The sequence below is a fragment of the Bradyrhizobium sp. MI1.10 genome (genome assembly GCF_055811035.1).
In genome coordinates this window covers 114,617-137,630 of the sequence record NZ_JBVVPN010000015.1, presented here as the reverse complement: position 1 = coordinate 137,630, position 23,014 = coordinate 114,617, and the positions used below count along the sequence as shown (strand labels likewise).

The 23,014-nt window shown below is 63.4% G+C and carries 23 protein-coding genes and 1 pseudogene; 13 read left to right on the top strand and 11 right to left on the bottom strand.

Going from position 1 to position 23,014, the window contains the following annotated elements; translation table 11 throughout:
• Nucleotides 1–109: 109 nt before the first annotated feature.
• Nucleotides 110–529: a peptide-methionine (R)-S-oxide reductase MsrB gene (gene msrB, locus AC0L3K_RS17780; protein ID WP_473366530.1), complete on the bottom strand. Its 420-nt coding sequence runs from the start codon at nucleotides 527–529 to the stop codon at nucleotides 110–112.
• Nucleotides 530–587: 58 nt separating this feature from the next.
• A complete protein-coding gene (gene msrA / locus AC0L3K_RS17775) occupies nucleotides 588–1,292 on the bottom strand; it encodes a peptide-methionine (S)-S-oxide reductase MsrA (protein WP_473366529.1) in 705 nt (234 codons plus the stop codon).
• 244 nt (nucleotides 1,293–1,536) lie between these two features.
• Here msrA and AC0L3K_RS17770 point away from each other — a divergent pair, with 244 nt between their 5' ends.
• Nucleotides 1,537–3,234, top strand: coding sequence for a caspase family protein (locus AC0L3K_RS17770; RefSeq protein WP_473366528.1), 1,698 nt, complete (start codon nucleotides 1,537–1,539; stop codon nucleotides 3,232–3,234).
• Nucleotides 3,235–3,360: 126 nt separating this feature from the next.
• On the opposite strand, the gene AC0L3K_RS17765 is transcribed toward AC0L3K_RS17770, so the two are convergent.
• The 6 genes from AC0L3K_RS17765 to napE form a co-directional block, all read right to left on the bottom strand.
• The gene (locus AC0L3K_RS17765) at nucleotides 3,361–4,476 is read right to left on the bottom strand and encodes an ATP-dependent DNA helicase (protein WP_473366527.1); all 1,116 of its coding nucleotides are present in this window, start codon (nucleotides 4,474–4,476) and stop codon (nucleotides 3,361–3,363) included.
• An 86-nt stretch (nucleotides 4,477–4,562) separates the two neighbouring features.
• A complete protein-coding gene (locus AC0L3K_RS17760; protein ID WP_007596182.1) occupies nucleotides 4,563–5,216 on the bottom strand; it encodes a NapC/NirT family cytochrome c in 654 nt (217 codons plus the stop codon).
• Entirely contained in the window at nucleotides 5,213–5,683 is a 471-nt protein-coding gene (locus tag AC0L3K_RS17755) for a nitrate reductase cytochrome c-type subunit (RefSeq protein WP_247287669.1), read from the bottom strand. Before AC0L3K_RS17755 ends, AC0L3K_RS17760 begins: the two co-directional genes overlap by 4 nt.
• Nucleotides 5,680–8,193, bottom strand: coding sequence for a nitrate reductase catalytic subunit NapA (gene napA, locus AC0L3K_RS17750; RefSeq protein ID WP_473366526.1), 2,514 nt, complete (start codon nucleotides 8,191–8,193; stop codon nucleotides 5,680–5,682). The genes AC0L3K_RS17755 and napA overlap by 4 nt, the downstream gene beginning before the upstream one ends.
• 16 nt (nucleotides 8,194–8,209) lie before the next feature.
• Nucleotides 8,210–8,524: a chaperone NapD gene (locus AC0L3K_RS17745; RefSeq protein WP_473366525.1), complete on the bottom strand. Its 315-nt coding sequence runs from the start codon at nucleotides 8,522–8,524 to the stop codon at nucleotides 8,210–8,212.
• Between the two features lie 25 nt (nucleotides 8,525–8,549).
• Nucleotides 8,550–8,735 (bottom strand): periplasmic nitrate reductase, NapE protein, encoded by a 186-nt coding sequence (napE, locus tag AC0L3K_RS17740; RefSeq protein ID WP_007596178.1) that lies wholly within the window; start codon nucleotides 8,733–8,735, stop codon nucleotides 8,550–8,552.
• A gap of 207 nt (nucleotides 8,736–8,942) precedes the next feature.
• On the opposite strand from napE, the pseudogene AC0L3K_RS17735 reads away from it, so the two are divergent.
• The 6 genes and pseudogenes from AC0L3K_RS17735 (at nucleotide 8,943) to AC0L3K_RS17710 (ending at nucleotide 15,232) form a co-directional block, all read left to right on the top strand.
• Nucleotides 8,943–10,059, top strand: a pseudogene (locus tag AC0L3K_RS17735) (AraC family transcriptional regulator).
• An 87-nt stretch (nucleotides 10,060–10,146) separates the two neighbouring features.
• Nucleotides 10,147–11,385, top strand: coding sequence for an acyltransferase family protein (locus AC0L3K_RS17730; RefSeq protein ID WP_473366524.1), 1,239 nt, complete (start codon nucleotides 10,147–10,149; stop codon nucleotides 11,383–11,385).
• Nucleotides 11,386–11,456: 71 nt separating this feature from the next.
• Nucleotides 11,457–12,665: an LLM class flavin-dependent oxidoreductase gene (locus AC0L3K_RS17725; protein WP_473366523.1), complete on the top strand. Its 1,209-nt coding sequence runs from the start codon at nucleotides 11,457–11,459 to the stop codon at nucleotides 12,663–12,665.
• A 202-nt stretch (nucleotides 12,666–12,867) separates the two neighbouring features.
• The gene (locus tag AC0L3K_RS17720; protein ID WP_473366522.1) at nucleotides 12,868–13,509 is read left to right on the top strand and encodes a glutathione S-transferase family protein; all 642 of its coding nucleotides are present in this window, start codon (nucleotides 12,868–12,870) and stop codon (nucleotides 13,507–13,509) included.
• 389 nt (nucleotides 13,510–13,898) lie between these two features.
• Entirely contained in the window at nucleotides 13,899–14,306 is a 408-nt protein-coding gene (locus tag AC0L3K_RS17715) for an ASCH domain-containing protein (RefSeq protein ID WP_473366521.1), read from the top strand.
• A 137-nt stretch (nucleotides 14,307–14,443) separates the two neighbouring features.
• Entirely contained in the window at nucleotides 14,444–15,232 is a 789-nt protein-coding gene (locus AC0L3K_RS17710) for a helix-turn-helix domain-containing protein (protein WP_473366520.1), read from the top strand.
• 114 nt (nucleotides 15,233–15,346) lie between these two features.
• Here the strand turns inward: AC0L3K_RS17710 and AC0L3K_RS17705 are convergent, their stop codons facing one another.
• Nucleotides 15,347–15,517, bottom strand: coding sequence for an RNA polymerase sigma factor region1.1 domain-containing protein (locus AC0L3K_RS17705; protein WP_473366519.1), 171 nt, complete (start codon nucleotides 15,515–15,517; stop codon nucleotides 15,347–15,349).
• 244 nt (nucleotides 15,518–15,761) lie between these two features.
• Here AC0L3K_RS17705 and AC0L3K_RS17700 point away from each other — a divergent pair, with 244 nt between their 5' ends.
• Nucleotides 15,762–16,442 (top strand): hypothetical protein, encoded by a 681-nt coding sequence (locus AC0L3K_RS17700; protein WP_473366518.1) that lies wholly within the window; start codon nucleotides 15,762–15,764, stop codon nucleotides 16,440–16,442.
• Between the two features lie 49 nt (nucleotides 16,443–16,491).
• Here the strand turns inward: AC0L3K_RS17700 and AC0L3K_RS17695 are convergent, their stop codons facing one another.
• A complete protein-coding gene (locus AC0L3K_RS17695; protein ID WP_473366517.1) occupies nucleotides 16,492–17,397 on the bottom strand; it encodes a tetratricopeptide repeat protein in 906 nt (301 codons plus the stop codon).
• Nucleotides 17,398–17,428: 31 nt separating this feature from the next.
• Entirely contained in the window at nucleotides 17,429–17,740 is a 312-nt protein-coding gene (locus AC0L3K_RS17690) for a hypothetical protein (protein ID WP_473366516.1), read from the bottom strand.
• Nucleotides 17,741–17,874: 134 nt separating this feature from the next.
• Between AC0L3K_RS17690 and AC0L3K_RS17685 the strand changes: the two genes are divergently transcribed.
• From AC0L3K_RS17685 to ssuC, 5 genes are all read left to right on the top strand, one after another.
• Nucleotides 17,875–18,342, top strand: a complete 468-nt coding sequence (locus tag AC0L3K_RS17685; protein ID WP_473366515.1) for a hypothetical protein — start codon at nucleotides 17,875–17,877, stop codon at nucleotides 18,340–18,342.
• A gap of 81 nt (nucleotides 18,343–18,423) precedes the next feature.
• Entirely contained in the window at nucleotides 18,424–19,590 is a 1,167-nt protein-coding gene (locus AC0L3K_RS17680) for a cytochrome P450 (RefSeq protein WP_473366514.1), read from the top strand.
• 358 nt (nucleotides 19,591–19,948) lie between these two features.
• The gene (locus AC0L3K_RS17675; protein ID WP_473366513.1) at nucleotides 19,949–20,899 is read left to right on the top strand and encodes a sulfonate ABC transporter substrate-binding protein; all 951 of its coding nucleotides are present in this window, start codon (nucleotides 19,949–19,951) and stop codon (nucleotides 20,897–20,899) included.
• Nucleotides 20,900–21,040: 141 nt separating this feature from the next.
• Nucleotides 21,041–22,198 (top strand): FMNH2-dependent alkanesulfonate monooxygenase, encoded by a 1,158-nt coding sequence (gene ssuD / locus AC0L3K_RS17670; protein ID WP_473366512.1) that lies wholly within the window; start codon nucleotides 21,041–21,043, stop codon nucleotides 22,196–22,198.
• Nucleotides 22,195–23,001 (top strand): aliphatic sulfonate ABC transporter permease SsuC, encoded by an 807-nt coding sequence (gene ssuC / locus AC0L3K_RS17665; protein ID WP_473366511.1) that lies wholly within the window; start codon nucleotides 22,195–22,197, stop codon nucleotides 22,999–23,001. The genes ssuD and ssuC overlap by 4 nt, the downstream gene beginning before the upstream one ends.
• Nucleotides 23,002–23,014 lie beyond the last annotated feature (13 nt).

The window sequence follows — 23,014 nt, the reverse complement described above, 5'->3', positions numbered from 1 at the left end:
CCCCCCGCCCGCCGGCGCCCCCCCCCCCCGCGGGCCCCCCCCCCCCCCAAAAAACCCCCCCCCCCCCCGGGGCGGCGGCCGGGGCCCCCCCCCCCCCCCCGCGCAAGGTTTATTTGGGCTCGAGCTTCAGCGCTGCGGAATTGATGCAGTAACGCAAGCCGGTAGGCCCCGGGCCGTCGGGGAAGACATGGCCGAGATGGCCGCTGCACTTGGCGCACAGCACCTCGGTGCGGATCATGCCGTGGCTGACGTCCCGCTCCTCATCGATATGGCCCTCGGCGGCGGGCTGGGTGAAGCTCGGCCAGCCGCAGCCGGAATCGAACTTCGCGTCGGACTCGAACAGCACATTGCCGCAGCCGGCGCAGGTATAGGTACCGGTGCGGTGGTCGTGCTCATATTCGCCGGAGAAGGGACGCTCGGTCGCCTTCTCGCGCAGCACCGCGTATTGCATCGGCGACAACTCGTTGCGCCATTGCTGTTCGCTCTTGATGACCTTGTCGTCCGTGGTTTTCGTCTTGGTGTCGGGCATGGGTCTCCCGTTTTTTCGGTGAACTTGTTTTCGGTGATCTTGTTCAGTGATCTTGCGATCAGTTGGTGGCCTTGCTGGCGCTCACCAGCGTCGGCTTCTCGATATAGTTATCCGCGAACAGCTTTTTCAGGTTCTCGACCTTCGGAAGGTCGTTGTAGGCGATATAGGGCTGGTTCGGGTGCAGGGTCAGATAATCCTGGTGGTAGGCCTCCGCCGGATAGAACGCCTCCAGCGCGCCGACCTTGGTCGCGATCGGCTTGCTGAAGACTTTGGCGCCGTTGAGCTGGGCGATATAGGCCTCGGCCACCTTCTTCTGCTCGTCGGAGGTGGTGAAGATCGCCGAGCGATATTGCGTGCCGCTGTCGGGGCCCTGCCGGTTGAGCTGGGTCGGGTCGTGCGCCACCGAGAAGTAAATCTGTAGGATCTTGCCGTAGGAGATCTTCTTCGGGTCGTATTTGATCTCGACGGATTCCGCGTGGCCGGTCCGGCCACTCGAGACGGTCTGGTAGTCGGCTGTCGCCTTGGTGCCGCCGGCGTAGCCGGAGACCGCGTTGACCACGCCCGCGGTGTGCTGGAACACGCCCTGCACGCCCCAGAAGCAGCCGCCGGCGATCACGGCGGTCTGGATCCCGCTTGCGGGCGCCGCATCAACGGCAGGAGCGGGGATCACGACCGCATCCTCTGCGGCCCGGGTCGGCGCGGCAAAGGCCAGCGTCAGGGCGGTGGTTGCGGCGAGCAGGGACAGGACGGCAGGTCGGCGCATGGCGATCCTCTTTCCGAAGGTCTGACAGTCTAGGGCGGTTGGGGCCGGGCGAACAGCCTGGCCGGCATTTTCGGACATTCGAGATACGGGCGGACCGGGCGATTGTTACGGCCGGACGGACACGAGTCTGTGAAACGCGCCGCCTGGAGCAGCCCGGCTTGGCGAGGACCGGAACTCCGCGCTAGATGAACCGGCGCGATCGGTGATCGACCTAAAGAATGATGGCTGGAGCTGACCTGACAACATGCTGCGCGTCGCATCCCTGACCCTCATCGTCGTTCTCGCCATCCTGCCCGGCTGGAACTCGATCGCGGCGGGCGCACCGCAACCCGGCGACGACCTCGCCCTTTGCCGCGACCGCCAGGCGGATGCGCAGGCGAGGGCGCAGGCCTGCGACAATTTGCTCAACGCCGACCGTGTCACCGGCAAGGACAAGGCCATCGCGCTCTCCGTGCGCGGCAATACGCTGATCAACAAGCGCGACTACGGCCACGCGATCGAGACCTTGTCCATGGCCGTCGACCTCGATCCCGACAATGTCGTCACGCTCAATTTGCGCGGCCTCGCCTATGAGCGGACGGGCCAGGACGACCATGCGATGGCGGACTACAACCTCGCGCTCCAGAAGCGCCCGACCTACGGTGTCCCCTACAACAACCGCGGCATCATCCAGTTGCGCCGGGGTGCGCTGCAAAGCGCGCTCGACGATTTCAACCTGTCGATCAAATACGCGCCCAAGTTCCTGCTCGGCTACACCAACCGCGCCCGCGTGCGCACGCTGATGCAGGATTTTGACGGCGCAATTGCTGATTTCGCGGAGGCCGAGAAGATCGAACCGGCCGCGCAGCAGATCACCGGCAATCGCTGCATCACCTACGGCATGATGGGCAAGTTCGACCAGGCCTTCGCCGACTGCAACGGCCTGATCGAGAAGCAGCCGAAGAACACGTACGCGATCAACAATCGCGCCGACGTCAACATGCTGAAAGGCGATCTCGACGCCGCGCTGAAGGACTACAACATTGCGATCCAGATCAACCCGAACAATGTGCGCGCACATTCGGGTCGCGGCCAGATCTACGAGCGCAAGAAGGATCTCGCCCAGGCCCGTGCCGACTATCGTGCGGCGGCCTATTCGCTGACGAAGTTCGACGAGCTCGACGTCGCGCGCGCCCGCGCCATCGCGCAGGAGCGATTGGCTGCGCTGACACCGCAGCCGTCAGCCGGATCCGCAGGGCGCCGTGTGGCACTTGTGATCGGCAACGGCGCCTACAAGAACGTCCACGCCTTGCCCAATCCGCCACGCGACTCGAAAATGATCGCGGCCGCGCTGCGCGACGTTGGCTTCCAGACCGTGATATCCGTCAGCGACCTCACCCGCGACAAGTTCTTCGAAGCGTTGCAGACGTTTGCGGCCGAAGCGGAGAAGGCGGATTGGGCGGTGGTCTATTACGCCGGCCACGGTTTCGAGATCGGCGGCGTTAACTATCTCGTTCCCGTCGATGCCAAGCTTGCCGCCGACAGGGACGCCGAGACCCAGGCGGTTGCGCTGGAGCAGGTGATCGCGGCGGTGGGCGCTGCGCGAAAAGTGCGTCTGGTCATGCTGGATGCCTGCCGCGACAATCCGTTCGCGCCGACCATGCAGCGCACGCTGTCGCTCAAGCTGGTGGACAAGGGCTTTTCCAACATCGAGCCCGGCGCCGGCTTCATGGTGGTCTACGCCGCCAAGCACGGCGAGACCGCGATGGACGGCGACGGCGGCGCCGACAGCCCGTTCGCCACCGCGCTCGCCCGCGAAATCAAGGTGCCGCGCGTCGAGATCCGAAAACTGTTCGACATCGTCCGCGACGACGTCTGGCTTGTGACCAAGCACGAGCAGCAGCCGTTTTCCTACGGCTCGCCGCCGGGGCGCGAGGATTTTTATTTCGTCGCGGGTAAGTGAGGTTTCGTAGGGTGGGTTAGCCCTGCAGATGCGCAAAGCGCATCTGCTCGGCGTAACCCACCACTGTTGCGATCCGAGGAGACAGAAGAGGTGGGTTACGCCTTCGGCTAACCCACCCTACGGGCTTCACACCACAATGCTCAGCCGCTTCGCCGCCCGCGTGATCCCCGTGTACAGCCACCTCGCCCGGCTCTCCTGAAACGCAAAACTCTCGTCGAACAGCACGACGTCGTCCCATTGCGACCCCTGCGACTTGTGTACGGTCAGCACGTAGCCATAGTCGAACTCGTCATAGGGCTTGCGCTGCTCCCAGGCGATGGCCTCGACACCGCCCTCGAAGCAATCGGCGCGCACCGAGACCTTGGTCACCTTGTGGCCGAGATCCTCGTCCGGCGACAGCCGCATGCTGAGAATGCGGGATTTCGAGCGCGAGGTGTTGCGCGACTTCACCCGCCACAGTCCGCCGTTGAACAGGCCCTTCTTGCGGTTGTTGCGCAGGCAGACCAGCTTGTCGCCGGCGACGGGGAAGACGTCCTCGATGTTCTGGCGCTGACGTACCCGCATATTGTACGCGCGCCGCGTGTTGTTGCGTCCGACCAGGACCTGGTCGGCGGCCATGACGCGATCAGGATCGAGCTCCTTACGCGACACCACCTCGCTTTCGCCGTAGCGGCCGATGTCGAGCTCGCGGCCCTCGCGGACGTCCATCGACATCCGCACGATCGGGTCGTCCTGGGCCTGGCGGTGCACCTCGGTCAGCATCGCGTCGGGCTCGGTGTTGGTGAAGAAGCCGCCGCCCTGGATCGGCGGCAACTGGGCGGGATCGCCCAGCACCAGCAGCGGGCAGTTGAACGACATCAGGTCGCGGCCCAGTTCGGCATCGACCATCGAGCATTCGTCGATCACGATCAGCTTGGCCTTGGAGGCCGGGGCGTCGTCCCACAGCTCGAAGCTCGGCTGCTCCTCGCCGGATTCGCGGGTGCGATAGATCAGCGAATGGATGGTGGAGGCTTCGTCGCACCCCTTGTTGCGCATGACCAGCGCCGCTTTGCCGGTGAAGGCGGCGAACTTCACCTCGCCGTCGACGCCGTCGGCGATGTGCCGCGCCAGCGTGGTCTTGCCGGTGCCGGCATAGCCGAACAGGCGGAACACCGGCGGCGTACCGTTGCGGCCGGGTTTGGCCTTGAGCCAGTCGCCAACGGCCTGGAGCGCGGCATCCTGATGCGGGGTGAATGTGGCCATGTCTGCTTTGAGGAGGGGGCGAAACGGAGCGATTCGCCGCCCCTCAAACTAACCATTCGCCCCGCCGGTTCAAGCGGGCCTCACCCCTATTGCCAGCCGGGAACGCCGCGCATGTCGGGCAGATGGTGGGCAATGCCCTTGTGGCAGTCGATGCAGGTCTTTTCCTTGGTGAACAGGAAGCGCTGGTGGGCGACCGAGGCCCGCGGCGACTGCTTGGTGATGTCCATGGAATCGGCGCTGTGGCAGTTGCGGCATTCCAGCGAATCGTTGGACTTGAAGCGCGCCCATTCATGCGCCGCCAGCTCGAGCCGGTGATCCTGGAATTTCTCGCGGGTATCGATCGTGCCGAAGATCTTGCCCCAGACCTCCTTGGAGGCTTGCATCTTGCGGGCGATCTTGTCGGTCCAGTTGTGCGGCACGTGGCAATCCGGACAGGTCGCCCGCACGCCGGAGCGGTTGGCGAAGTGGATGGTCGACTTCAGCTCGGCATAGACGTTGTCCTTCATCTCGTGGCAGCCGGTGCAGAATTTTTCGGTGTTGGTCAATTCCAGTGCGGTGTTGAAGCCGCCCCAGAAGATCACGCCGGCCATGAAGCCCGCCAGCACCAGCACACCAAGCCCGAACACCGAGCTCGGACGGATCAGCACCTGCCAGAGCTCGCGCGCAAAGTCCAAGCTTCGCGCGACGAAGCCGCCCTTGGCCTTCATTCCCTCGCCGGGTTCATCAGCGGTCGTCGTCATCGGCGGCCACCGGGGCTTGCGCGCGACAGCAGCGTGTCGATGTCGGTGAAGTCGTTGCTGACGGGCGGATTGGCGGTGTTCTGCGGCACGTGGCATTCCGTGCAGAAGAAGCGGCGCGGCGAGATCGAAGCCAGGAACTGGCCGTCGCGATCCATGAAGTGGGTGATCGAGACCATCGGCGCCTGCGATTCCGCGATGCGCGCCCGCGCGTGGCAGGACAGGCACTTGTTGCCGTTGAGATCGACTTGATAGCCGTCGATCGCATGCGGGATCACCGGCGGCTGCTCCGGATAGTTGCGCACTTCCCTTTCGGAGGTGTTGCGGTTCGGCAGCATCGGCGGCGCCGGCCCTTCGTCGTTGAGCGGGGTCGGGCCGCGCAAGCCTGACGTCACCGTCTGCGCGGTCAGCGAACTCGCGCCAGCCGCGATCGCGACTGCGAGCAGCGCTACTCCAAATCGTTTCATCATGACACGTTCACCCGCTCGATGCGCACGGCGCACTTCTTGTAATCGGTTTGCAGCGAGATCGGATCGGTCGCGTCCAGCGTCACCTTGTTGATCAGCTTGGATTCGTCGAACCACGGCACGAAGACGAGGCCACGCGGCGGCCGGTCGCGGCCGCGCGTCTCGACGCGGACGCGGATGAAGCCGCGGCGGGAGACCACCTTCACCTCGTCGCCGCGGCGGATCTTCGCCTCCTGCGCATCATCAGGATGCATGAAGCACACGGCCTCGGGGAAGGCCTTGTAGAGCTCGGGCACCCGGCGCGTCATGGTGCCGGAATGCCAGTGCTCGAGCACGCGGCCGGTCGAGAGCCAGTAGGGATATTCGTTGTCCGGCGATTCCGCCGCCGGCTCGTAAGGAAGGGCGAAGATGCGCGCCTTGCCGTCCGGATAGCCGTAGAACTGCACCTCGGTGCCCTGCTTGACGTAGGGGTCGCTCCCCTCGCGGAAGCGCCATTTCGTCTCCTGGCCGTTGACGACGGGCCAGCGCAGGCCGCGCTCGCGGTGATAGGCGTCGAACGGCGCGAGGTCGTGGCCGTGGCCGCGGCCGAACGCGGCATATTCCTCGAATAGGCCCTTCTGCACGTAGAAGCCGAACGCCTTGGACTCCTCGTTGGCGTAGCCGTCCTCGATCTCCGATGTCGGGAATTTGTCGACCTGGCCGTTCTTGTAGAGCACGTCGAACAGAGTCTTGCCGCGCACGTCCGGCTTCTTGGCGATCAGCTCCTCGGGCCAGACCTCCTCGATCTTGAAGCGTTTTGAGAACTCCATGAGCTGCCATAGATCGGACTTGGACTCGCCGGGCGCGGGGACGAGCTGGTGCCAGAATTGCGTGCGCCGCTCGGCGTTGCCGTAAGCGCCTTCCTTCTCCACCCACATCGCGGTCGGCAGGATCAAATCGGCGGCGAGCGCTGTCACCGACGGATAGGCGTCCGAGACCACGATGAAATTGTCGGGGTTGCGGAAGCCCGGATAGGTCTCCTCGTTGGCGTTGGGACCAGCCTGCAAATTGTTGTTGACCTGCACCCAATAGGCGTTGATCAGGCCGTCCTTCAGCATCCGGCTCTGCAGCACGGCGTGGGCGCCGGGCTTGTCGGGAATGGTGCCCTCGGGCAGCTGCCAGATGTGCTCGGCCTTGGTGCGGTGCTCCTTGTTGGTGACGACCATGTCGGCCGGCAGGCGGTGCGAGAAGGTGCCGACCTCGCGCGCGGTGCCGCAGGCCGAGGGCTGGCCGGTCAGCGAGAACGGGCTGTTGCCGGGCGAGGAGATCTTCCCGGTCAGAAGGTGGATGTTGTAGACGAGATTGTTGCACCAGACGCCGCGGGTGTGCTGGTTGAAGCCCATGGTCCAGAACGAGACAACCTTGGTCTTGGGATCAGCGTAGAGCTCGGCCAGCGCCTCCAGCCGATTGAGCGGCACGCCCGACATCTCGGCCGCTTTCTCCAGCGTGTACTCGGAGACGAACTTGACGTACTCGTCGTAGCTCATCTCGGTGGAATCGTTGGCCTTCGCCGCGCCCGTCGCTTTCTTCTGCAGCGGATGCTCCGGCCTCAAACCATAACCGATGTCGGTCTGGCCGCGCCTGAAGATGGTATGCGCGGCGACGAAGTCCTTGTTGACCCGACCGCTCCTGATGATGTGGTTGGCAATGGCGTTCAGCAGATAGAGATCGGTCTGCGGCTTGAACACCATGCCGATGTCGGCGAGGTCGAACGAGCGATGCTCGAAGGTCGAGAGCACGGCGACGCGGACATGCGGCGCGGAGAGCCGGCGGTCGGCGAGGCGCGTCCACAGGATCGGGTGCATCTCCGCCATGTTGGAGCCCCACAGCACGAAGGCATCGGTGGCCTCGATGTCGTCATAGCAGCCGGCCGGCTCGTCGATGCCGAAGGTCCGCATCATGCCGGCCACGGCGGAGGCCATGCAGTGGCGTGCATTGGGGTCGATGTTGTTGGTGCGGAAGCCGGCCTTGAACAGTTTTGAGGCCGCATAGCCTTCCCAGATCGTCCACTGGCCGGAGCCGAACATGGCGACGCCGTTCGGCCCGCGCTTCTTGATCGCCTCCTTCCACTTCACCTCCATGATGTCGAAGGCTTCGGTCCAGGTAACAGGCGTGAACTCGCCGTTCTTGTCGTATTTGCCCGCCGTCTTGCGCAGCATCGGCTGCGTCAGGCGATCGTGGCCGTACATGATCTTGGAGAGGAAGTAGCCCTTGACGCAGTTGAGGCCGCGATTGACCTCGGCCTTGATGTCGCCGTGGGTGGCGACGACGCGATTGTTCTTGGTCGCGACCATCACCGAGCAGCCGGTCCCGCAGAAACGGCACGCGGCCTTGTCCCATTTCAGTTCGGCGACGTCGCGCTCGGCGACGAGGTTCGCGGCGAGCGCCGGTGCCGGCATGCCCGCAGCGGCGGCCGCGATGGCGGCGGCCTCGAGCTTCAGCATCTGGCGGCGGTCGAGCTTTGGCGATGTCATGACGACTCTCCCGGCCTTAAGCCGTTTCGATGGCGTGAAAGACCAGCGCCGCCGAATAGACGTCGGGCAGCGACTGGATGGTGTTGAGCAGGGTGCCGAGGCTGCCGGCATCAGGCGCTTCGGTCACGACGATGAGCTTGCCGCGCGGGTCGCGGCCGTGAATCTCGCAGCCGGCAAGGGCGGTGATCGCGGCTTCCAGCTGGTCCAGACGCTCGGGGCGCGCTTGCACGATGATGCTGGCAATTTCGCAACCGGGCGGCGCGACGATGCGGTCGGCGCTGAGCACCCGGCCGGTAATCAATGCGCGGCGGTTGAGTTTGGATTCGGCCATGATGCCTGTCTTTCGCTTTAAGGGATCAATGCGGGGAGGGAGGCGGGCCGGGAGGGCCGGCGAACATCTGGTAGATCCAGACGCCGAGCCCGTAGGAGCCGACCGTTCCGACCGCGAGGACGGGCATCACGATCGCGGTCAGGAACAGGAAAGCGAAAATCTCCATGCGCTTACGGCGCACGCGCGAAGTCGCGTCGTCGGGGGCCGACATATTCGGTCTCGTCTGAAATGTGGGGATTGGGACGGCATCCGGGCCGTTGCCTTGCCGCACCTTAGATGCAGCAGGGCCGCTGACGCCTTGATCTGGATCAATCCGTCGAGTTGCGATGATGGGCTGCCGCCAGACTAGAAGCGCAAGTTTGGGTTGTACCCGTGCGAAGGCGATGCGACAGTTTGGCATCGAACGGGGATACGAGTGGTGAACGCGGCAGGGCTGACGGCGATTGATCTCGGACTTCGCGGCGCCGCGAGCGGCGTGTTCCTGTTGATCGTTCTCGTGGCGTTGCTGCGTCGTGCGACCGGCCAACAGGCTTTTCTGGGCATCGCGATGTGCGCAGGCGGCATATTCTATGCGATCGCGACGGCGCCCAGCCTGCCCAAAACGGCTTGGTGGTGGACGTTGCCGATCCTGTCCGCGCAGCCTGCTGTCTTCGGCGCGCGTCGCGTTCGACGACGATTTCGTGCTGAGGCGTTGGCACGGCGCCGTGTGGCTGAGCCTCGTGGCTTTCGGGTTTGCGATCACGCTGGGCTGGGCGAACTGGCCCGTTTTGGCCGGCGCAGGCGGGCGAGTCCTGGCTCTGGCCACTTTGGTGCTGGCCCTCGCTGCCGCGGTTCAGACGGTCAAGACCTGGCGAGCCGATCTGGTCGCGCGGCGACGCCGACTGCGGCTGGCGATGCTTGCGATCAATGTCGTGCTCATCGCGACAGTCGCCGTCGCCGGCTTCGCCGCAATTCCCGTCGCGGTTCCCGGAGCGCCCGGCAGTCTCCCGACCGCGTTCGGGCTGTTCGTAGTGGCCATGCTTGCCGGCATCGGCCTCTTCAGCGCGCCGGCGATGGCCGTCGATGACGCCACGGCCGCGATCGCATCCGGCGAGGCCGGGAGGCAGGCCCGGGTCGCCGATCGCGCCGCGGGGCGGGTCGTCGTCGACCCGATCCTGCTGCGGCGTCTCGACCATCTGATGACCGTGGAGCGAACCTATCGGCAGGAGGGTCTTGCGATCGGAGCGCTCGCGGCGCGGCTCGACGTTCCCGAGCATCGGCTGCGCCAAGCGATCAATGAAGGACTGGGCTATCGCAACTTCAATGCTTTCCTCAACCGCTACCGTATCGAGGACGCCAGGCTGGCGCTGTCCGACGCGACGCAACGCGAGGTCCCGGTGCTGACCATCGCGATGGATGCAGGCTTCCAGTCGATCGGACCTTTCAACCGGGCCTTCAAGGCCGAGACCGGCGTAACTCCGACCGAATTCCGGCGCGAGGCGCTGAGCCGGCCCGACAGCGCTGAACTCAGCCAGCCGCGCCGCGAAATCGGCTAGCCGATTTTTGGATCAGGCGAGAAGGCCCTGTGCCGATTGGCTAAACCGTCCAGCATAAATTCCCATCCAGCCGGAACGAGCCTATCCATGTCCCACTCGAACGCCGCAGCCCCTGTATCGGAGAGGCTCCATGCTCTCGACGCAGTCAGGGGTGGCGCCTTGCTGCTCGGCATCGTCCTGCACGCGACATTGTCGTTTGTGCCAGCCTCGCCCCGGTTCTGGATCATCCAGGATACCCATCCAAGCGTCGCTCTGGGCCTAGTGTCCTTTACCATTCACGTCTTCCGGATGACGACCTTCTTCCTGATGGCGGGCTTCTTTGCCCGCATGAGCTTTCAGCGCCGGGGGAGCTGGGGCTTCGTCAGGGACAGGCTGCAGCGGATCGGCCTGCCGTTCGTGATCGGCTGGCCACTCGTGTTCATGCCGATAGCTCTGATCGTGAGCTGGGCATCTCACTTTCCAAATGGAGGTCTGACCCACCCCACGTCCGGCTGGCTGCCGGCACTGCCCAAGTTTCCCCTGACCCATCTCTGGTTTCTGTATGTGCTGCTGGAACTCTATCTCGCGACGCTGCTGCTGCGCGGCGCAATTGTCCGGCTTGATATATCAGGTACGCTACGAACAGTGTTTGACCGGGTCTTCGCGCGGATCATGCGAAATCCGCTGGCTCCCCTGGTTCTGGCAATCCCGATCGGCATCGCCTTCTGCCTCGACCCACGATGGATCAACGTGATGGGCGTGAGGACGCCGGATCAATCGCTCGTCACCAACGCGCAGGCCTGGATCGGCTTCGGCACCGCATTCGGCGTCGGTTGGCTCCTGCATCGGCAGGTCGATCTGCTGCGGCTCATCGAGCGACGCTGGCTGGCATATGTCCTGCTCGCGCTCTTGCTGGTCCTGGTCAGCTTCGCGTTGTCAGGCGTGATGCTGTCGTGGCCTGTCGCGCCGAAACTGCCGGTCAGCTTCGCCACGCTGAGGCTGATCTCCGCCATCCTCTACGCACCGGCGATCTGGGTGTCCACCTTCGCGGTCCTCGGCCTCGCCCTCCGCTTCATGTCCGGCTTCAGTCGGATGTGGCGCTATCTCGCCGATGCATCCTACTGGCTCTATCTGATCCACCTGCCGATCGTGATGGCGCTGCAGGTCGCGCTGTCGCAGCTCGACTGGCCCGGGCTGATCAAGTTCGCGATCATTCTGATCGTCGCGCTTCCTCCGATGCTGGCGAGCTATCATCTGCTGGTGCGCTTCACCTTCATCGGTGTGGTCCTGAATGGCCGCCGCGCCGAAAAGCACCTTCTCCCGCAAGGCGGAATTGCGACTGCGTAGACAGCGTCGCCCCATCCATTAAGATGCCCGCAACAAAAATATAAGCGGCAAGAACAGTTGGGAGAGGCGTCATGAAGTTCGGCATCTTCTATGAGCTGCAACTGCCACGTCCCTGGGTGGCCGGCGACGAGCTCAGCCTCTACCAGAACGCGCTCTCGCAGATGGAACTCGCAGACCAGCTCGGCTACGACCACGCCTGGGTCGTCGAGCATCACTTCCTCGAAGAATACTCGCACTCGCCCTCGCCGGAATCGTTTCTCGCGGCCGCGAGCCAGCGCACCAGGAACATCCGGCTCGGCCACGGCATCCTCCAGCTCACCACCAACCATCCGGCGCGTGTCGCCGAGCGCGTCGCGGTGCTCGATCTGCTCTCCAACGGCCGCTGCGAATTCGGCATGGGCGAGAGCGCCTCCATCACCGAGCTCACGCCGTTCGGCCGCGACATGGAGACCAAGAAAGAGGTGTTCGAGGAGGCCGTCGCCGCGATCTTCCCGATGTTCAAGGACGCGGGAAGCGAGCATCACGGCAAGTATTTCGACATCCCCTTGCGCAATGTCGTGCCGAAGCCGGTGCAGAAGCCGCATCCGCCGCTGTGGATGGCCTGCTCGCAACTACAGACCATCGAGCGCGCCGGCCGCCACGGCTTTGGCGCCCTCGGTTTCCAGTTCGTCAGCGCGGATGCCGCGCACGCCTGGGTGCACGCCTATTACAACGCCATGACCAAACGTCTCGCCAAGCTCGCCGACTACGAGATCAACCCGAACATGGCGCTGGTGTCGTTCTTCATGTGCGCCAAGACGGACGAGGAGGCTCGCGCCCGCGCCGACGGCGCCACCTTCTTCCAGTTCGCGTTGCGCTTCTACGGAGCCTCGCAGAATCGCCAGCGCCCGGCGCCCTACACCGTCAACATGTGGGACGAGTACAACAAGTGGAAGCGCGATAATCCCGAGGCGCAGGAGGCCGCGCTGCGCGGCGGCCTGATCGGCTCGCCCGAGACGATCCGCAGGAAGCTGAAGCGCTTCCAGGGCTCACACATCGATCAGGTCATTTTGCTCAACCAGGCGGGCAAGAACAGCCACGAGCACATCTGCGAATCGCTGGAGCTGTTCGGCCGCGAGGTGATGCCGGAATTCCAGAACGATCCGGCGCAGGCCGCCTGGAAGCAAGGCGTCATGAGCGGCGAGATCAAGCTCGAGGAAATCGACACCGAGGCCTTCACCGACCGCTACGGCAAGCTCGCCGTCAGCGTCGCGCCGGCGAAGGCGGCGGCGGCGGGGTAGGGGATCTCCGCTACTTTGCCTCAAGACGGACATCGCGCCCTCTGGCGTGCCTATCAGGCTGTGAACCCATGAAGTGAGAACGACCGGCGCTGCACGAGCCGAGTATTCGATGAGCCTTGTGCATGTGCGAGCGATAGCAGTATGCGTAGTCATCTCGCTCCTGCGAATTAAAGCACTTGGGCCAACGTAAGGACGCTCAACTATGCTCACTGTGTATGGCGAAGGACGTGGGTTCCGTGTCGTTTGGCTGCTCGAGGAATTGGGAGTTGCTCATCGGCTGCGCCCGGTTGATCTGCTCGCTGTCGAGAATGATACCGATTTTCTTGCGATCAACCCGGCCGGCTTTATCCCGGCGCTACAGGACGGGGAGCTGATCATAGTCGAATCGATCGCGATCCTCGAATACCTCCTCGCTCGCTACGGCCCGAGCCCGCTCGCCGTCGCCCCGGATGATCCGGCCTTCGCCGCCTATCTGCAATTCCTTCATTTGGGAGAGGCTGGGCTCGCCGGGCCAATGAACGCCGTCTTCGTCGGTCGCGCACTCGCGCCAGAAGCAGAGCGAAACGCCCGGGTCACAAGCTGGGCACTGGAGACCTTTCATAGCCGGCTGGGATTGGTCATCCAGCGTCTCTCAAATCATCCGTTTCTCGCCGGAAACGAGTTCACTGCTGCCGACATTTCGGTGAGCTACGCTCTCCTGCTTGGTCTGCGAACCGGCAACTATACTCCGGGTTCAGTCGAGCGTGCCTATCTCGCCCGCACGACGACACGCCCTGCTTACACCCGAGCAATGGAAATCTGCCAAGCCACAAAAAGTTGGGCGGAGCGATCACCGAGGTTGTAGAGCCAAGCCTTGTGCATTGGCCACAAACCCTACGGCTTATAAGGCGCGGGACCACACCGTAATTCCCTCGGGACTGCGACGACAGCCCTCCGTCACGACGGTCGTAATGTGCGTTCGCAAGTAAGCCCAGCTCAAGGCTGCGCCGGCGAGAGCACTCGCAAGCACTGCGATCAATAGCCGACTTTTCATGAAATTGTGCTCCCTCGCAGGACCACCGCCAATATTCGCGTCCCCGTAAAAACGTCAGCCTCTCCTGCGCGCCGCTGATCGCCCGATCGCGAAATCCGCGGTTCGGAAGACGTGGCGCGCCATCGGTCGACGCCAGCGTTCCGGGTGTCCAAGTGGCCGCGCGCCTCGCCCGGGCGCGTTGCGTCTTGACACCATTAAACATGAGCATCAGTGTTTCGCCCATGGACTGGCATAGTCTCGAGACGTTTTCCTTCGGTGATAGTCCTGATCTCGCCCACAGGCTCCTTGAACTGGTCCTTGCGGGAACCAAGCGTGCGACCTGCTGGGCGGAAATTCAGGGTCTTCTGTCTGCGGAGGTCGGGAAATCGATGGTCGTTGTCGATGGACAAGGCATTCCGAAAGCCGTTCTCAAGACGATCGAACTCACGAAGCGACGCTTCAATGAAGTCGATGAGGCGTTTGCCTATGACGAAGGTGAAGGTGACCGCTCTTTGCAATATTGGCGCGAGGCGCATACACGGTATTTCACCCGGCTCGGACTCTATGCGCCGGATATGATGCTCTGGTGTGAACGCTTTGAGCTCGTCGAGCGCATTGGTTCGGCGTGATCCTCATTCCCTTCCCGAACCGTTAGCCTTGCTGCGCAGGGCCGGCACCCATCGGGCCCGCGTATCCCGGCGACACCCATCTTCCGTCGCCTTGCCATTGCTGATAAATTTCGGCAAAACGCGACAGGGAGAAAACGATGCGGCCTCAACGGACGGCCTCAAATGCAGCGACGGCCGATGTCACGCCCGCGGTGCTCGCCATCGGTCGCCCCGATTTCCCTGATATCCTGATCGATACACTGCGCCGGCAGGCCGGGGTCGGGCATTGCATGGTGTTCGCGCTGAGCCGCGCGGGCGCCGCACACTGCCTGCTCGATGCTGGCAACATCCCGATCGGCGGCGATCTCGGCGCCGCCTATGCCGGGCAGTTCCACCAATCCGATCCCAACCGCGATGCGCTGTTCGAAGGCGAGGGCCGCGCGACGCTCGTGCTGCCTTCCTTCGCGCCGCGCATGTACGGCGCCCGCTACCGAAAACTGTTCTTTGTGGATTCCGGCATCGTCGACAAATGCGCGACCGCGATCTGGGTCGACGACACCTGCTTCTACGTCAATTTCTATCGCATCGCTGTCCAGGGCCGCTTCAGCGACGCCCAGCGTGCGCGGCTTCAGGCCCTCGCACCGGCCATCAGTGCGAGCGTGGCACGCCATTTCCAGCACAGCTCGGCGGCGACGACCGAGCAGTCTCTCGATGCACTCTTCGCGACGCGCGCGCCGCTCGCCAGCCTCACTCCGCGCGAGCAGGACGTTTGCCGGCGCATCCTCTCCGGCTTCAGCTCCGAGGCGATCTCGCAGGCGCTCGGAATCAGCCTGCATTCGACGCTGACGTACCGCAAGCGCGCCTATGAACGGCTCGGCATCTCCTCGCAAAGCGAGCTGTTTGCGATCGTGCTGCGCCTGCTCGCCGGCCCGCGCGGCCTGAACTAAGGGGCACTCCAGGCCCGCGAGTTCCTGCTTCCGAGAGCAAGGCGGGCACGCGGCCCGCCCTCCGGGACTGTCGCTCTATGACCCCTTGTAGAGCGATATAACCAGAGTCAGGTTTCAGTCTCCTTCAACCCAAACCCCCGCGTCACTCAGGGCGCTGAGAACGCGTTCAACGTCTTTGGGATCAAGTGTGCTGCTGTCACACAGCTGATTCAATTCATCGAAGGTAATCTTGCCGTTCCGTTCACCGATTTCAATCGCGCGTCGAATGATTTCCGCCACGCTCATGTTCTCTTCGCTTCAGCAGCCTCTACTATATGGGAAGAGAGACGGGTCTGGCCCATAAGCGAAATCGAAACTTCGTCCTGCACGGCTGCTGCCGGGATAGGGCCGGATCTCGGGCCCGGTGCCAAACCGATGCGGACATCGCCCTGCAATCGATAAAGTTGCAACCAAATCGTAAAACCAGCGGAAGCGGTGCCCCCGTATTGTGTTGAGACATGCTAACCTATTCGAAAAAGACGTTGGCCACATGTCTCGCGGCGCCTCAGTGAAAAGACCTTCGCTTACCGAGAAAATCGAGCTGTGGTTGTCGAAAAGCCGCGTGGTCGACGGTCTCTGGATCGGATGCTTTTCATCGGATGATCCCGAGCAAGCCCTGCAACGCGTCGAAACCGCGCTGCGGCTGATCGAACGGTTTGCTCCACTTCACTACCGGCGCATCCAGAAGAGCCTTTCTCGAATCTGGGTGCAATTGGTTCCGCACGGCGCCGGATGCTATCAGCATTCAATGAACGCCTGCCTGCTCGACGTGCGTGTCGTCGATTCTGAAACCACGACAGTCGAATGGATCGCATCCGCCATCGTACACGAGGCGACTCATGCAAGGCTCGAGAACTGGGGCATCCACTACTATGAAGCCGTCCGCCCCCGGATTGAGCGGATCTGCGCCAGAAGAGAGTGGGATTTTGCCCGGCGTCTGTCGGGCGTCGACGCGCTGCGAGAAGAGATCGCTTGGAGGCTTGATTGGTGCCGTGAGGGGAGCACGCATTATACCGACCAGAATATGAGCCAGAGCATGGATCAGGGGATTGCGCAGACACTCCGTCATCTGGGAACGCCAGAATGGCTCATAACCCTCATGTTCAGGGTGAGAGATCTACGCGTTGGATTCCGCCGGTTCACACGCCGTATCGCGGGCGTTTTGGAATGATGAGCTCGGGTACGAAACGAAGTGGAGCGGGGCTGGCGGGAAACCCTGACTAACCCGACGATCGCTTCTCCAGAGCCGCCGCGATACCCTCCAAGGCGGCGTTCCTGCGCTTGCTTTCGACGAGTTCATTCTCGCACATCTGAGCCATCGTCGGCCCGGACCACCGTCCGGGCGCATGGGCGCCCCTTCGGCAACACAGCCAGATCACCACTGCGAAAAAGGCCGCAGCGGCGAGCCATGATAGCGCCTGCCCCAGGTCAAAGTCTGCGATGGCGCCATGGAAATCGCCCCTGGACAGGTACGCAATGGCGCGACTGCTGTGGGCGGAGTAGTCGCGCGCATAGTCCGGATCAAGTGCGATCACCCGATCGTAGTCGGCGATGGCACGATCAAAATTGCCCTTGGCGAAGTAGGCGTTGCCACGGGAGGTGAGGGCGAAACTGTTGTTCGCATCGAGCCGGAGACTCTCGGTATAGTCCGCGATGGCGCGGTCGTTGTCGCCTTTGGCCTGATAGGCGTAGCCGCGTTCGCCGTATCCGACCCGCTTTCCATAATCCGACAGGCCGCTTTCGAATGCGTCGTTGGCGTCCGCGATCGCTAGGTCGTACTGGCGCCGTTGGTTGTAGATATGCGCTCGATTGAGCCGCGATCCGGCCGCTTTCGGGTCAATCCGGATCGCCTCGGTAAAGTCTTTCAAGGAGCGGTCGACGCGATCGGCCAGGCTTGTCCGCGACCAGGAACAGCCGCGCGTATGATACAAGGCGGACAGGTCTTGATCCCTGTAGTCGCCGCTTTCGATCGCGCGCGTGCAGGCGGCGATGGTCGCGGCAGCGGTTTCGTTCGATGCTTTCAAGCACGCCTGTTGGTCGTCGGCTGTCGCTGGCCTGCTGACGGCAGCGCTTGCTGCGAGCGCCAAGGCCACCAGCCAGATCTGCGCAAAAATCCTCGAGCGCATATCCTTTGTCTCCGCGATAATGGGGTGCGAGCTAACCCGGCGACGGCTTTTCCAGCGCAGCCGCGATCCTCTCCAGCAACGCATTGGTGCGCCTGTTCTCGGCGACCTGCTGCTCGTAGAGATCGACCCAGCTCGTGCCGGATGATGAGCGCCGGCTCGCACGCGCGTACCACAGCCAGACGCCCACCAGCACAAGGAACGGCAACCAGGATACGATCAGGCTGATCACCCAGGGCTGCGGATCACCGCCTGGCCGGTTGAGCAGCGAAAACAAGACGACGAGAGCACCGACGAGACTGATCCACATGGCAACGAGCATGAATCGAGAACGAAGCTTCGTCATTCCAGTCACGGCAGTTTCCCTTGGTTGATCTCGCGACGCACATGCTATCATTGGTTGATTGAGCTTCCGATGCCCCCCGCCTATGCAGCCGCCGAACGTGGTTAGCCGTTCCTTTGCGAGATGTTTCAGCCACCATGAACATGCCCAACGTGGATCCCGAACAGATTCGTCAAATGCCCTATCTGGTTCACACCAACAGAGAGCTCGGCTTGATGCTGAGGGGTATCAAGCCGCTCGCGTATTTCATGGACATCGTTGGCCAGGAGCCAGATATTTGCATTCGATATTGGCGCATGTTCGACAGGCACGTCACTGAAGGTTGCTTGACAAGACGCGAGCTGATCGAAGCATGTCCTGACGCGCCGCAGTTCGAATATCGGAGCCTCTTCTACACGTTGCCCGGCCATGAGTGGCGGGTTGATGCCATGCTTGCGCTCCTAAACGAAGCCGGAGCCTGGTCCGATGATCGCGAACGGCGCTTTGGCGAATTGCTTGGTTATGAGAGCTGGCAGAACGATTATTGGCTGATGCATGGTCGCTCGCAGGCGGATGTCCGGTCGACGCCCGTCGTGGGCCATTCGAGTTGCGAAGACACGCCCTAAGGCTGCCTGTCCCAATCGCTGGGGACAGACGGCCGCGCTTGAAGGCGTTAGCTTGGCGAGGACACAGCAAGGGAGGCCGCCTTGAGCACGGCGCCGCGCATCGACATCGACCCGGCCGCATTCTGGGCCGACCCCTATCCGATGCTCGCCAAGATGCGCAAGGAGGCGCCGATCGCCTTCGTGCCGCAGCTCGGCTCGACGCTGCTGACGAGCCGCGACGATATCTCGATCTCCGAGAAGCAGATCGACGTGTTCTCCTCGCATCAGCCTGCAGGCCTGATGAACCGGCTGATGGGCCACAACATGATGCGCAAGGACGGCGAGGCGCACCAGGTCGAGCGCCGCGCGATGTTTCCGACGGTGTCGCCGAAGACGGTCAAGGCGCACTGGAGCGGGCTGTTCCAGGCCCATGCCGATCGCATCATCGACGCGATCGCGCCCGGGCGGATCGATTTCATGCGCGACTTCGCGTTGCCGTTCTCCGGCGAATGCCTGAAGTCGATCACCGGCCTCACCAATATCGGCTTTGCCGACATGGACGCCTGGTCACAGGGCATGATCGAGGGCATCGCCAACTACAGCGGCGACGCAGCCGTCGAGGCGCGTTGCCATGCGGCGACGTCGGGTATCGATGCGGCGATCGACGACATCCTGCCGGTGATGCGCAAGCATCCCGACCAGAGCATCCTCGGCGTGCTCCTCGCGTCGGGCATGGCGATGGAGAGCGTGCGCGCGAACGTCAAACTCGCGATCTCCGGCGGTCAAAACGAGCCGCGCAAGGCGATCGCCGGCACGGTGTGGGCGCTGCTGACCCATCCCGACCAGCTCGATCTCGTGCGCAAGGGCGAGGTGTCGTGGCTCCAGGCGTTCGAGGAATACGCCCGCTGGATCTCGCCGATCGGCATGTCGCCGCGGCGCATCGCAAAGCCGTGGACGATCCGTGACGTCGCGTTCGAAACCGATGAACGCGTATTCCTCATGTTCGGCTCCGCCAACCGCGACGAGAAGCATTTTGAGCGCGCCGACCATTTCGACGTGCGGCGTGATGCGGCCAAGAGCGTCGCATTCGGCGCGGGCCCGCATTTCTGCGCCGGAGCCTGGGCCTCGCGCGCCATGATTGCCGACGTCGCGCTACCGACCTTGTTCGCCCGTGCCGTCCGGCTCGAGATCGCCGACGACGAGCCGGTGCGGATCGGCGGCTGGGCGTTTCGCGGGCTGCAGAATCTGCCCGTGAGATGGCTGCATTAGGCCGGCAGGGACCGGTCCATCCGCAACGCCGCCATGATGCCATCCTGCCCCTGTTTTGCCCGACGAGTCAAGTCAAGTTCGGATAAACGTAAGTCATTGTTTTCGCACGCGCCGGCTACTGTGCATGGGGTTGTTTTCGCGATTTTTTAGTTTCTCGGTCAGGTAGGTGCGTTCTTCACATTCGCGTGCGGAAAAATATCCCCTGCGTTCGCTCCGTGGATTGAAAGATAATCATGCGCTCTGCCAACTGCGCAGTGCTTGCATCGCTATTTTTCCGCGCGTCTCGACACCTCCGATCAGCCGCACCATCATTCACGAACACGAATGAAGGACGGCCGCACGCGGCCTGGAGTGTCGGATGCAACGTCGGGACTTTCTCAAACTATCCGTTGGAACTGCGGCAGCCGCCGCATTCGCTTCAAGTGCCAAAGCACAAGGCGCGGTGAAGGGCATTCGTATCGGCTACCAGAAGACCGGCGTGCTGGTTATCACGCGTCAGCAGGCCGCCCTGGAAAAACATTTCGCGCCATTGGGCATCGACGTGAAATGGGTCGAGTTCTCGTCGGGACCTCCGATGATGGAGGCGATGAATGTCGGCAGCATCGATTTTGGCGCGGTCGGCGATTCCCCGCCGGTGTTCGCCCAGGCGGCGGGCGCGGCGATCGTCTATGCCGCCGGCCAGCCCATCACCAACGGGCAGGGCATCCTGGTGCCGAAGGACTCGTCGATCCGCGGCATCGCCGACTTGAAGGGCAAGCGCGTCGGCTTCACCAAGGGATCCAGCGCGCACAACATCGTGGTGCAGACGCTGGAGAAAGCGGGCCTCACCTACGCGGACATCACGCCGGTCTATCTGACGCCGCCGGATGCCGGGCCTGCCTTTGCCAATGGCAGCATCGAGGCGTGGGCGATCTGGGATCCGTACTTCGCGATCGGCGAGACCAAGCAGGGCGGCCGCATCCTGATCAATGCGCGCGACGTCACCAAGACCAATTCCTTCTTCATCGCCAACCGCGATTTCGCCAGGAATCACGGCGCCATCCTGCAGCAGATCATCGACGTGACGACGGCGGCTGGCAAATGGGCCGAACTGCACCGAGACGAGGTCGCCAAATCGCTCGCCGCGATCACCGGCGTCCCGTTGGACATCCAGACCCTCGCCGCCAAGCGCGCGAATTTCGTGGTCGGCCCGGTCACCGACGACATCGTCACGACCCAGCAGGGCGTCGCCGACCGCTTCCACAAGCTCGGCCTGATCCCGAAGCCGATCGTGATCCGCGACATCGTCTGGCGCAACCCGGCAGCGTGATCGTGCCCACCAATTTCCCCATTTCAAAAGGTTTGAACATGAGGCGTATCGTTCAACGCGTATTCGCAGCCATCGTCATATCGATCGGCATCGTCGCTGCCGCGGTCGGAACGACGTACGGCTAGTCATCGGAGCACCTCCATGAGCAACGCCAACATCCTCTGGTTCCTGCCGACCCACGGCGACGGCCGTTATCTCGGCACCGGCACCGGCGGCCGCGAGGTCAATTTCAACTATCTGCGCCAGATCGCGCAGGCCGCCGACCAGCTCGGCTATTTCGGCGTGCTGCTGCCGACCGGGCGATCTTGCGAAGATTCCTGGATCGTCGCCTCCTCGGTCGCGCCGTTCACCGAGCGGCTGCGCTATCTCGTGGCGGTCAGGCCCGGCCTGCAATCGCCGAGCGTGGCCGCGCGCATGACCGCGACGCTTGACCGCATCACCAATGGCCGGCTCCTGGTCAACGTCGTCACCGGCGGCGATCCCGTCGAGAACAAGGGCGACGGCATCTTCCTCGGCCATGACGAGCGCTACGAGGTCACCCGCGAGTTCCTCAGCGTCTACAGCGAACTGCTCGCCGGCAAGACCGTCAATGTCGAGGGCAAGCACATCCATGTCGAAGGCGGCAAGCTGCTGTTTCCTCCGGTGCAGTCGCCGCGTCCGCCGCTCTATTTCGGCGGCTCGTCGGATGCCGGCATCGACGTCGCCGTCGACACCGTCGACAAATATCTGACCTGGGGCGAGCCGCCGGCCTTGGTCGCGGAGAAGATCGCGAAGGTGAGGGAGGTGGCCGCCGCACGCGGTCGAAAACTATCGTTCGGCATCCGGCTCCACGTGATTGTCCGCGAGACCCATGACGCGGCCTGGCGAGCGGCCAATGAGCTGATCAAGCATGTCAGCGACGAGACCATCGCGACGGCGCAGAAGAACTTTGCGCGGATGGATTCGGTCGGCCAGCAGCGCATGGCGCAGCTCCATGGCGGCAAGCGCGACAAGCTCGAGATCGCTCCGAACCTGTGGGCCGGTGTCGGCCTCGTGCGCGGCGGCGCCGGCACGGCACTGGTCGGCGACGCCCAGACGGTCGCGGGCCGCATCAAGGAGTATCAGGACATCGGCATCGATACCTTCATCATGTCGGGCTACCCGCATCTGGAGGAAGCTTATCGTTTCGCCGAGCTGGTGTTCCCGCTGCTCTCGCTGGAGCAGCCCAGCAACGTGACCAAGCTTCACTTCAACGGCGGTCCTTTTGGTGAAACGGTCGGCAGCGACTTCCGTCCGCAGCAGAAGGTGTCGCAATCATGAGCCTGATCGACAGCGTTTCGCTTCCCCGTAGTTTGCGCCTGCCGCGCGTGGACGGCCTGGTCCAGTGGATCGTGCCGCTCGCCATCATCGCGATCTGGCAGGTCGCCAGCGTCACCGGCTTCGTGCCGACGCGGGTGCTGCCGGCGCCGAGCGACGTCTTGCTTGCGGGCTGGAAGCTACTGCTCTCCGGCGAGCTCGCGCGCAACATCTGGGTCTCGTTCTGGCGCGCCTCGATCGGCTTCCTGATAGGCGGCAGCATCGGCTTTGCCTTCGGCCTCGCCAACGGCCTGTCGCAGCTGTCGTCAAAGCTCACCGACACCACGCTGCAGATGGTGCGCAACGTGCCGCATCTGGCGCTGATCCCGCTGGTGATCCTGTGGTTCGGCATCGATGAGAGCGCGAAGCTGTTTTTGGTCGCGCTCGGCGTGTTCTTCCCGATCTACCTCAACACGCTGCACGGCATCCGCACCGTCGACCCGCAGCTGATCGAGATGGGCCGCATCTACGGCATGACCGACGGAGAGTTGTTCCGCCGGGTGATCTTCCCGGGCGCGCTGCCCTCGATCTTCGTCGGCATCCGTTTTGCGCTCGGTATCATGTGGCTGACCCTGATCGTCGCCGAGACCATCGCGGCGTCCTCGGGCCTCGGTTACATGGCGATGCAGGCGCGCGAGTTCATGCTGATCGACGTCGTTGTGCTCTCGATCCTGATCTACGCGCTGCTCGGCAAGCTCGCCGACAGCGCCTCCCGCGTGCTGGAGCGCCTGACGCTCTCCTGGCACCCCGCTTATTGGAAACGCTGAGCAGACATACTGG

Excerpts from the sequence above, each read along its gene's own strand:
- AC0L3K_RS17710 (WP_473366520.1), top strand. The coding sequence starts at position 14,444 with ATGCGGCCTCAACGGACGGCCTCAAATGCAGCGACGGCCGATGTCACG.
- AC0L3K_RS17675 (WP_473366513.1), top strand. The coding sequence starts at position 19,949 with ATGCAACGTCGGGACTTTCTCAAACTATCCGTTGGAACTGCGGCAGCC.
- msrA (WP_473366529.1), bottom strand. The coding sequence starts at position 1,292 with ATGCGCCGACCTGCCGTCCTGTCCCTGCTCGCCGCAACCACCGCCCTG.
- AC0L3K_RS17765 (WP_473366527.1), bottom strand. The coding sequence starts at position 4,476 with ATGGCCACATTCACCCCGCATCAGGATGCCGCGCTCCAGGCCGTTGGC.
- AC0L3K_RS17760 (WP_007596182.1), bottom strand. The coding sequence starts at position 5,216 with ATGACGACGACCGCTGATGAACCCGGCGAGGGAATGAAGGCCAAGGGC.
- AC0L3K_RS17720 (WP_473366522.1), top strand. The coding sequence starts at position 12,868 with ATGCTCACTGTGTATGGCGAAGGACGTGGGTTCCGTGTCGTTTGGCTG.
- AC0L3K_RS17730 (WP_473366524.1), top strand. The coding sequence starts at position 10,147 with ATGTCCCACTCGAACGCCGCAGCCCCTGTATCGGAGAGGCTCCATGCT.
- msrB (WP_473366530.1), bottom strand. The coding sequence starts at position 529 with ATGCCCGACACCAAGACGAAAACCACGGACGACAAGGTCATCAAGAGC.
- napE (WP_007596178.1), bottom strand. The coding sequence starts at position 8,735 with ATGTCGGCCCCCGACGACGCGACTTCGCGCGTGCGCCGTAAGCGCATG.
- AC0L3K_RS17715 (WP_473366521.1), top strand. The coding sequence starts at position 13,899 with ATGAGCATCAGTGTTTCGCCCATGGACTGGCATAGTCTCGAGACGTTT.
- AC0L3K_RS17755 (WP_247287669.1), bottom strand. The coding sequence starts at position 5,683 with ATGATGAAACGATTTGGAGTAGCGCTGCTCGCAGTCGCGATCGCGGCT.
- napA (WP_473366526.1), bottom strand. The coding sequence starts at position 8,193 with ATGACATCGCCAAAGCTCGACCGCCGCCAGATGCTGAAGCTCGAGGCC.
- AC0L3K_RS17690 (WP_473366516.1), bottom strand. The coding sequence starts at position 17,740 with ATGACGAAGCTTCGTTCTCGATTCATGCTCGTTGCCATGTGGATCAGT.
- ssuD (WP_473366512.1), top strand. The coding sequence starts at position 21,041 with ATGAGCAACGCCAACATCCTCTGGTTCCTGCCGACCCACGGCGACGGC.
- AC0L3K_RS17725 (WP_473366523.1), top strand. The coding sequence starts at position 11,457 with ATGAAGTTCGGCATCTTCTATGAGCTGCAACTGCCACGTCCCTGGGTG.
- AC0L3K_RS17770 (WP_473366528.1), top strand. The coding sequence starts at position 1,537 with ATGCTGCGCGTCGCATCCCTGACCCTCATCGTCGTTCTCGCCATCCTG.
- AC0L3K_RS17700 (WP_473366518.1), top strand. The coding sequence starts at position 15,762 with ATGTCTCGCGGCGCCTCAGTGAAAAGACCTTCGCTTACCGAGAAAATC.
- AC0L3K_RS17695 (WP_473366517.1), bottom strand. The coding sequence starts at position 17,397 with ATGCGCTCGAGGATTTTTGCGCAGATCTGGCTGGTGGCCTTGGCGCTC.
- ssuC (WP_473366511.1), top strand. The coding sequence starts at position 22,195 with ATGAGCCTGATCGACAGCGTTTCGCTTCCCCGTAGTTTGCGCCTGCCG.
- AC0L3K_RS17745 (WP_473366525.1), bottom strand. The coding sequence starts at position 8,524 with ATGGCCGAATCCAAACTCAACCGCCGCGCATTGATTACCGGCCGGGTG.
- AC0L3K_RS17685 (WP_473366515.1), top strand. The coding sequence starts at position 17,875 with ATGAACATGCCCAACGTGGATCCCGAACAGATTCGTCAAATGCCCTAT.
- AC0L3K_RS17705 (WP_473366519.1), bottom strand. The coding sequence starts at position 15,517 with ATGAGCGTGGCGGAAATCATTCGACGCGCGATTGAAATCGGTGAACGG.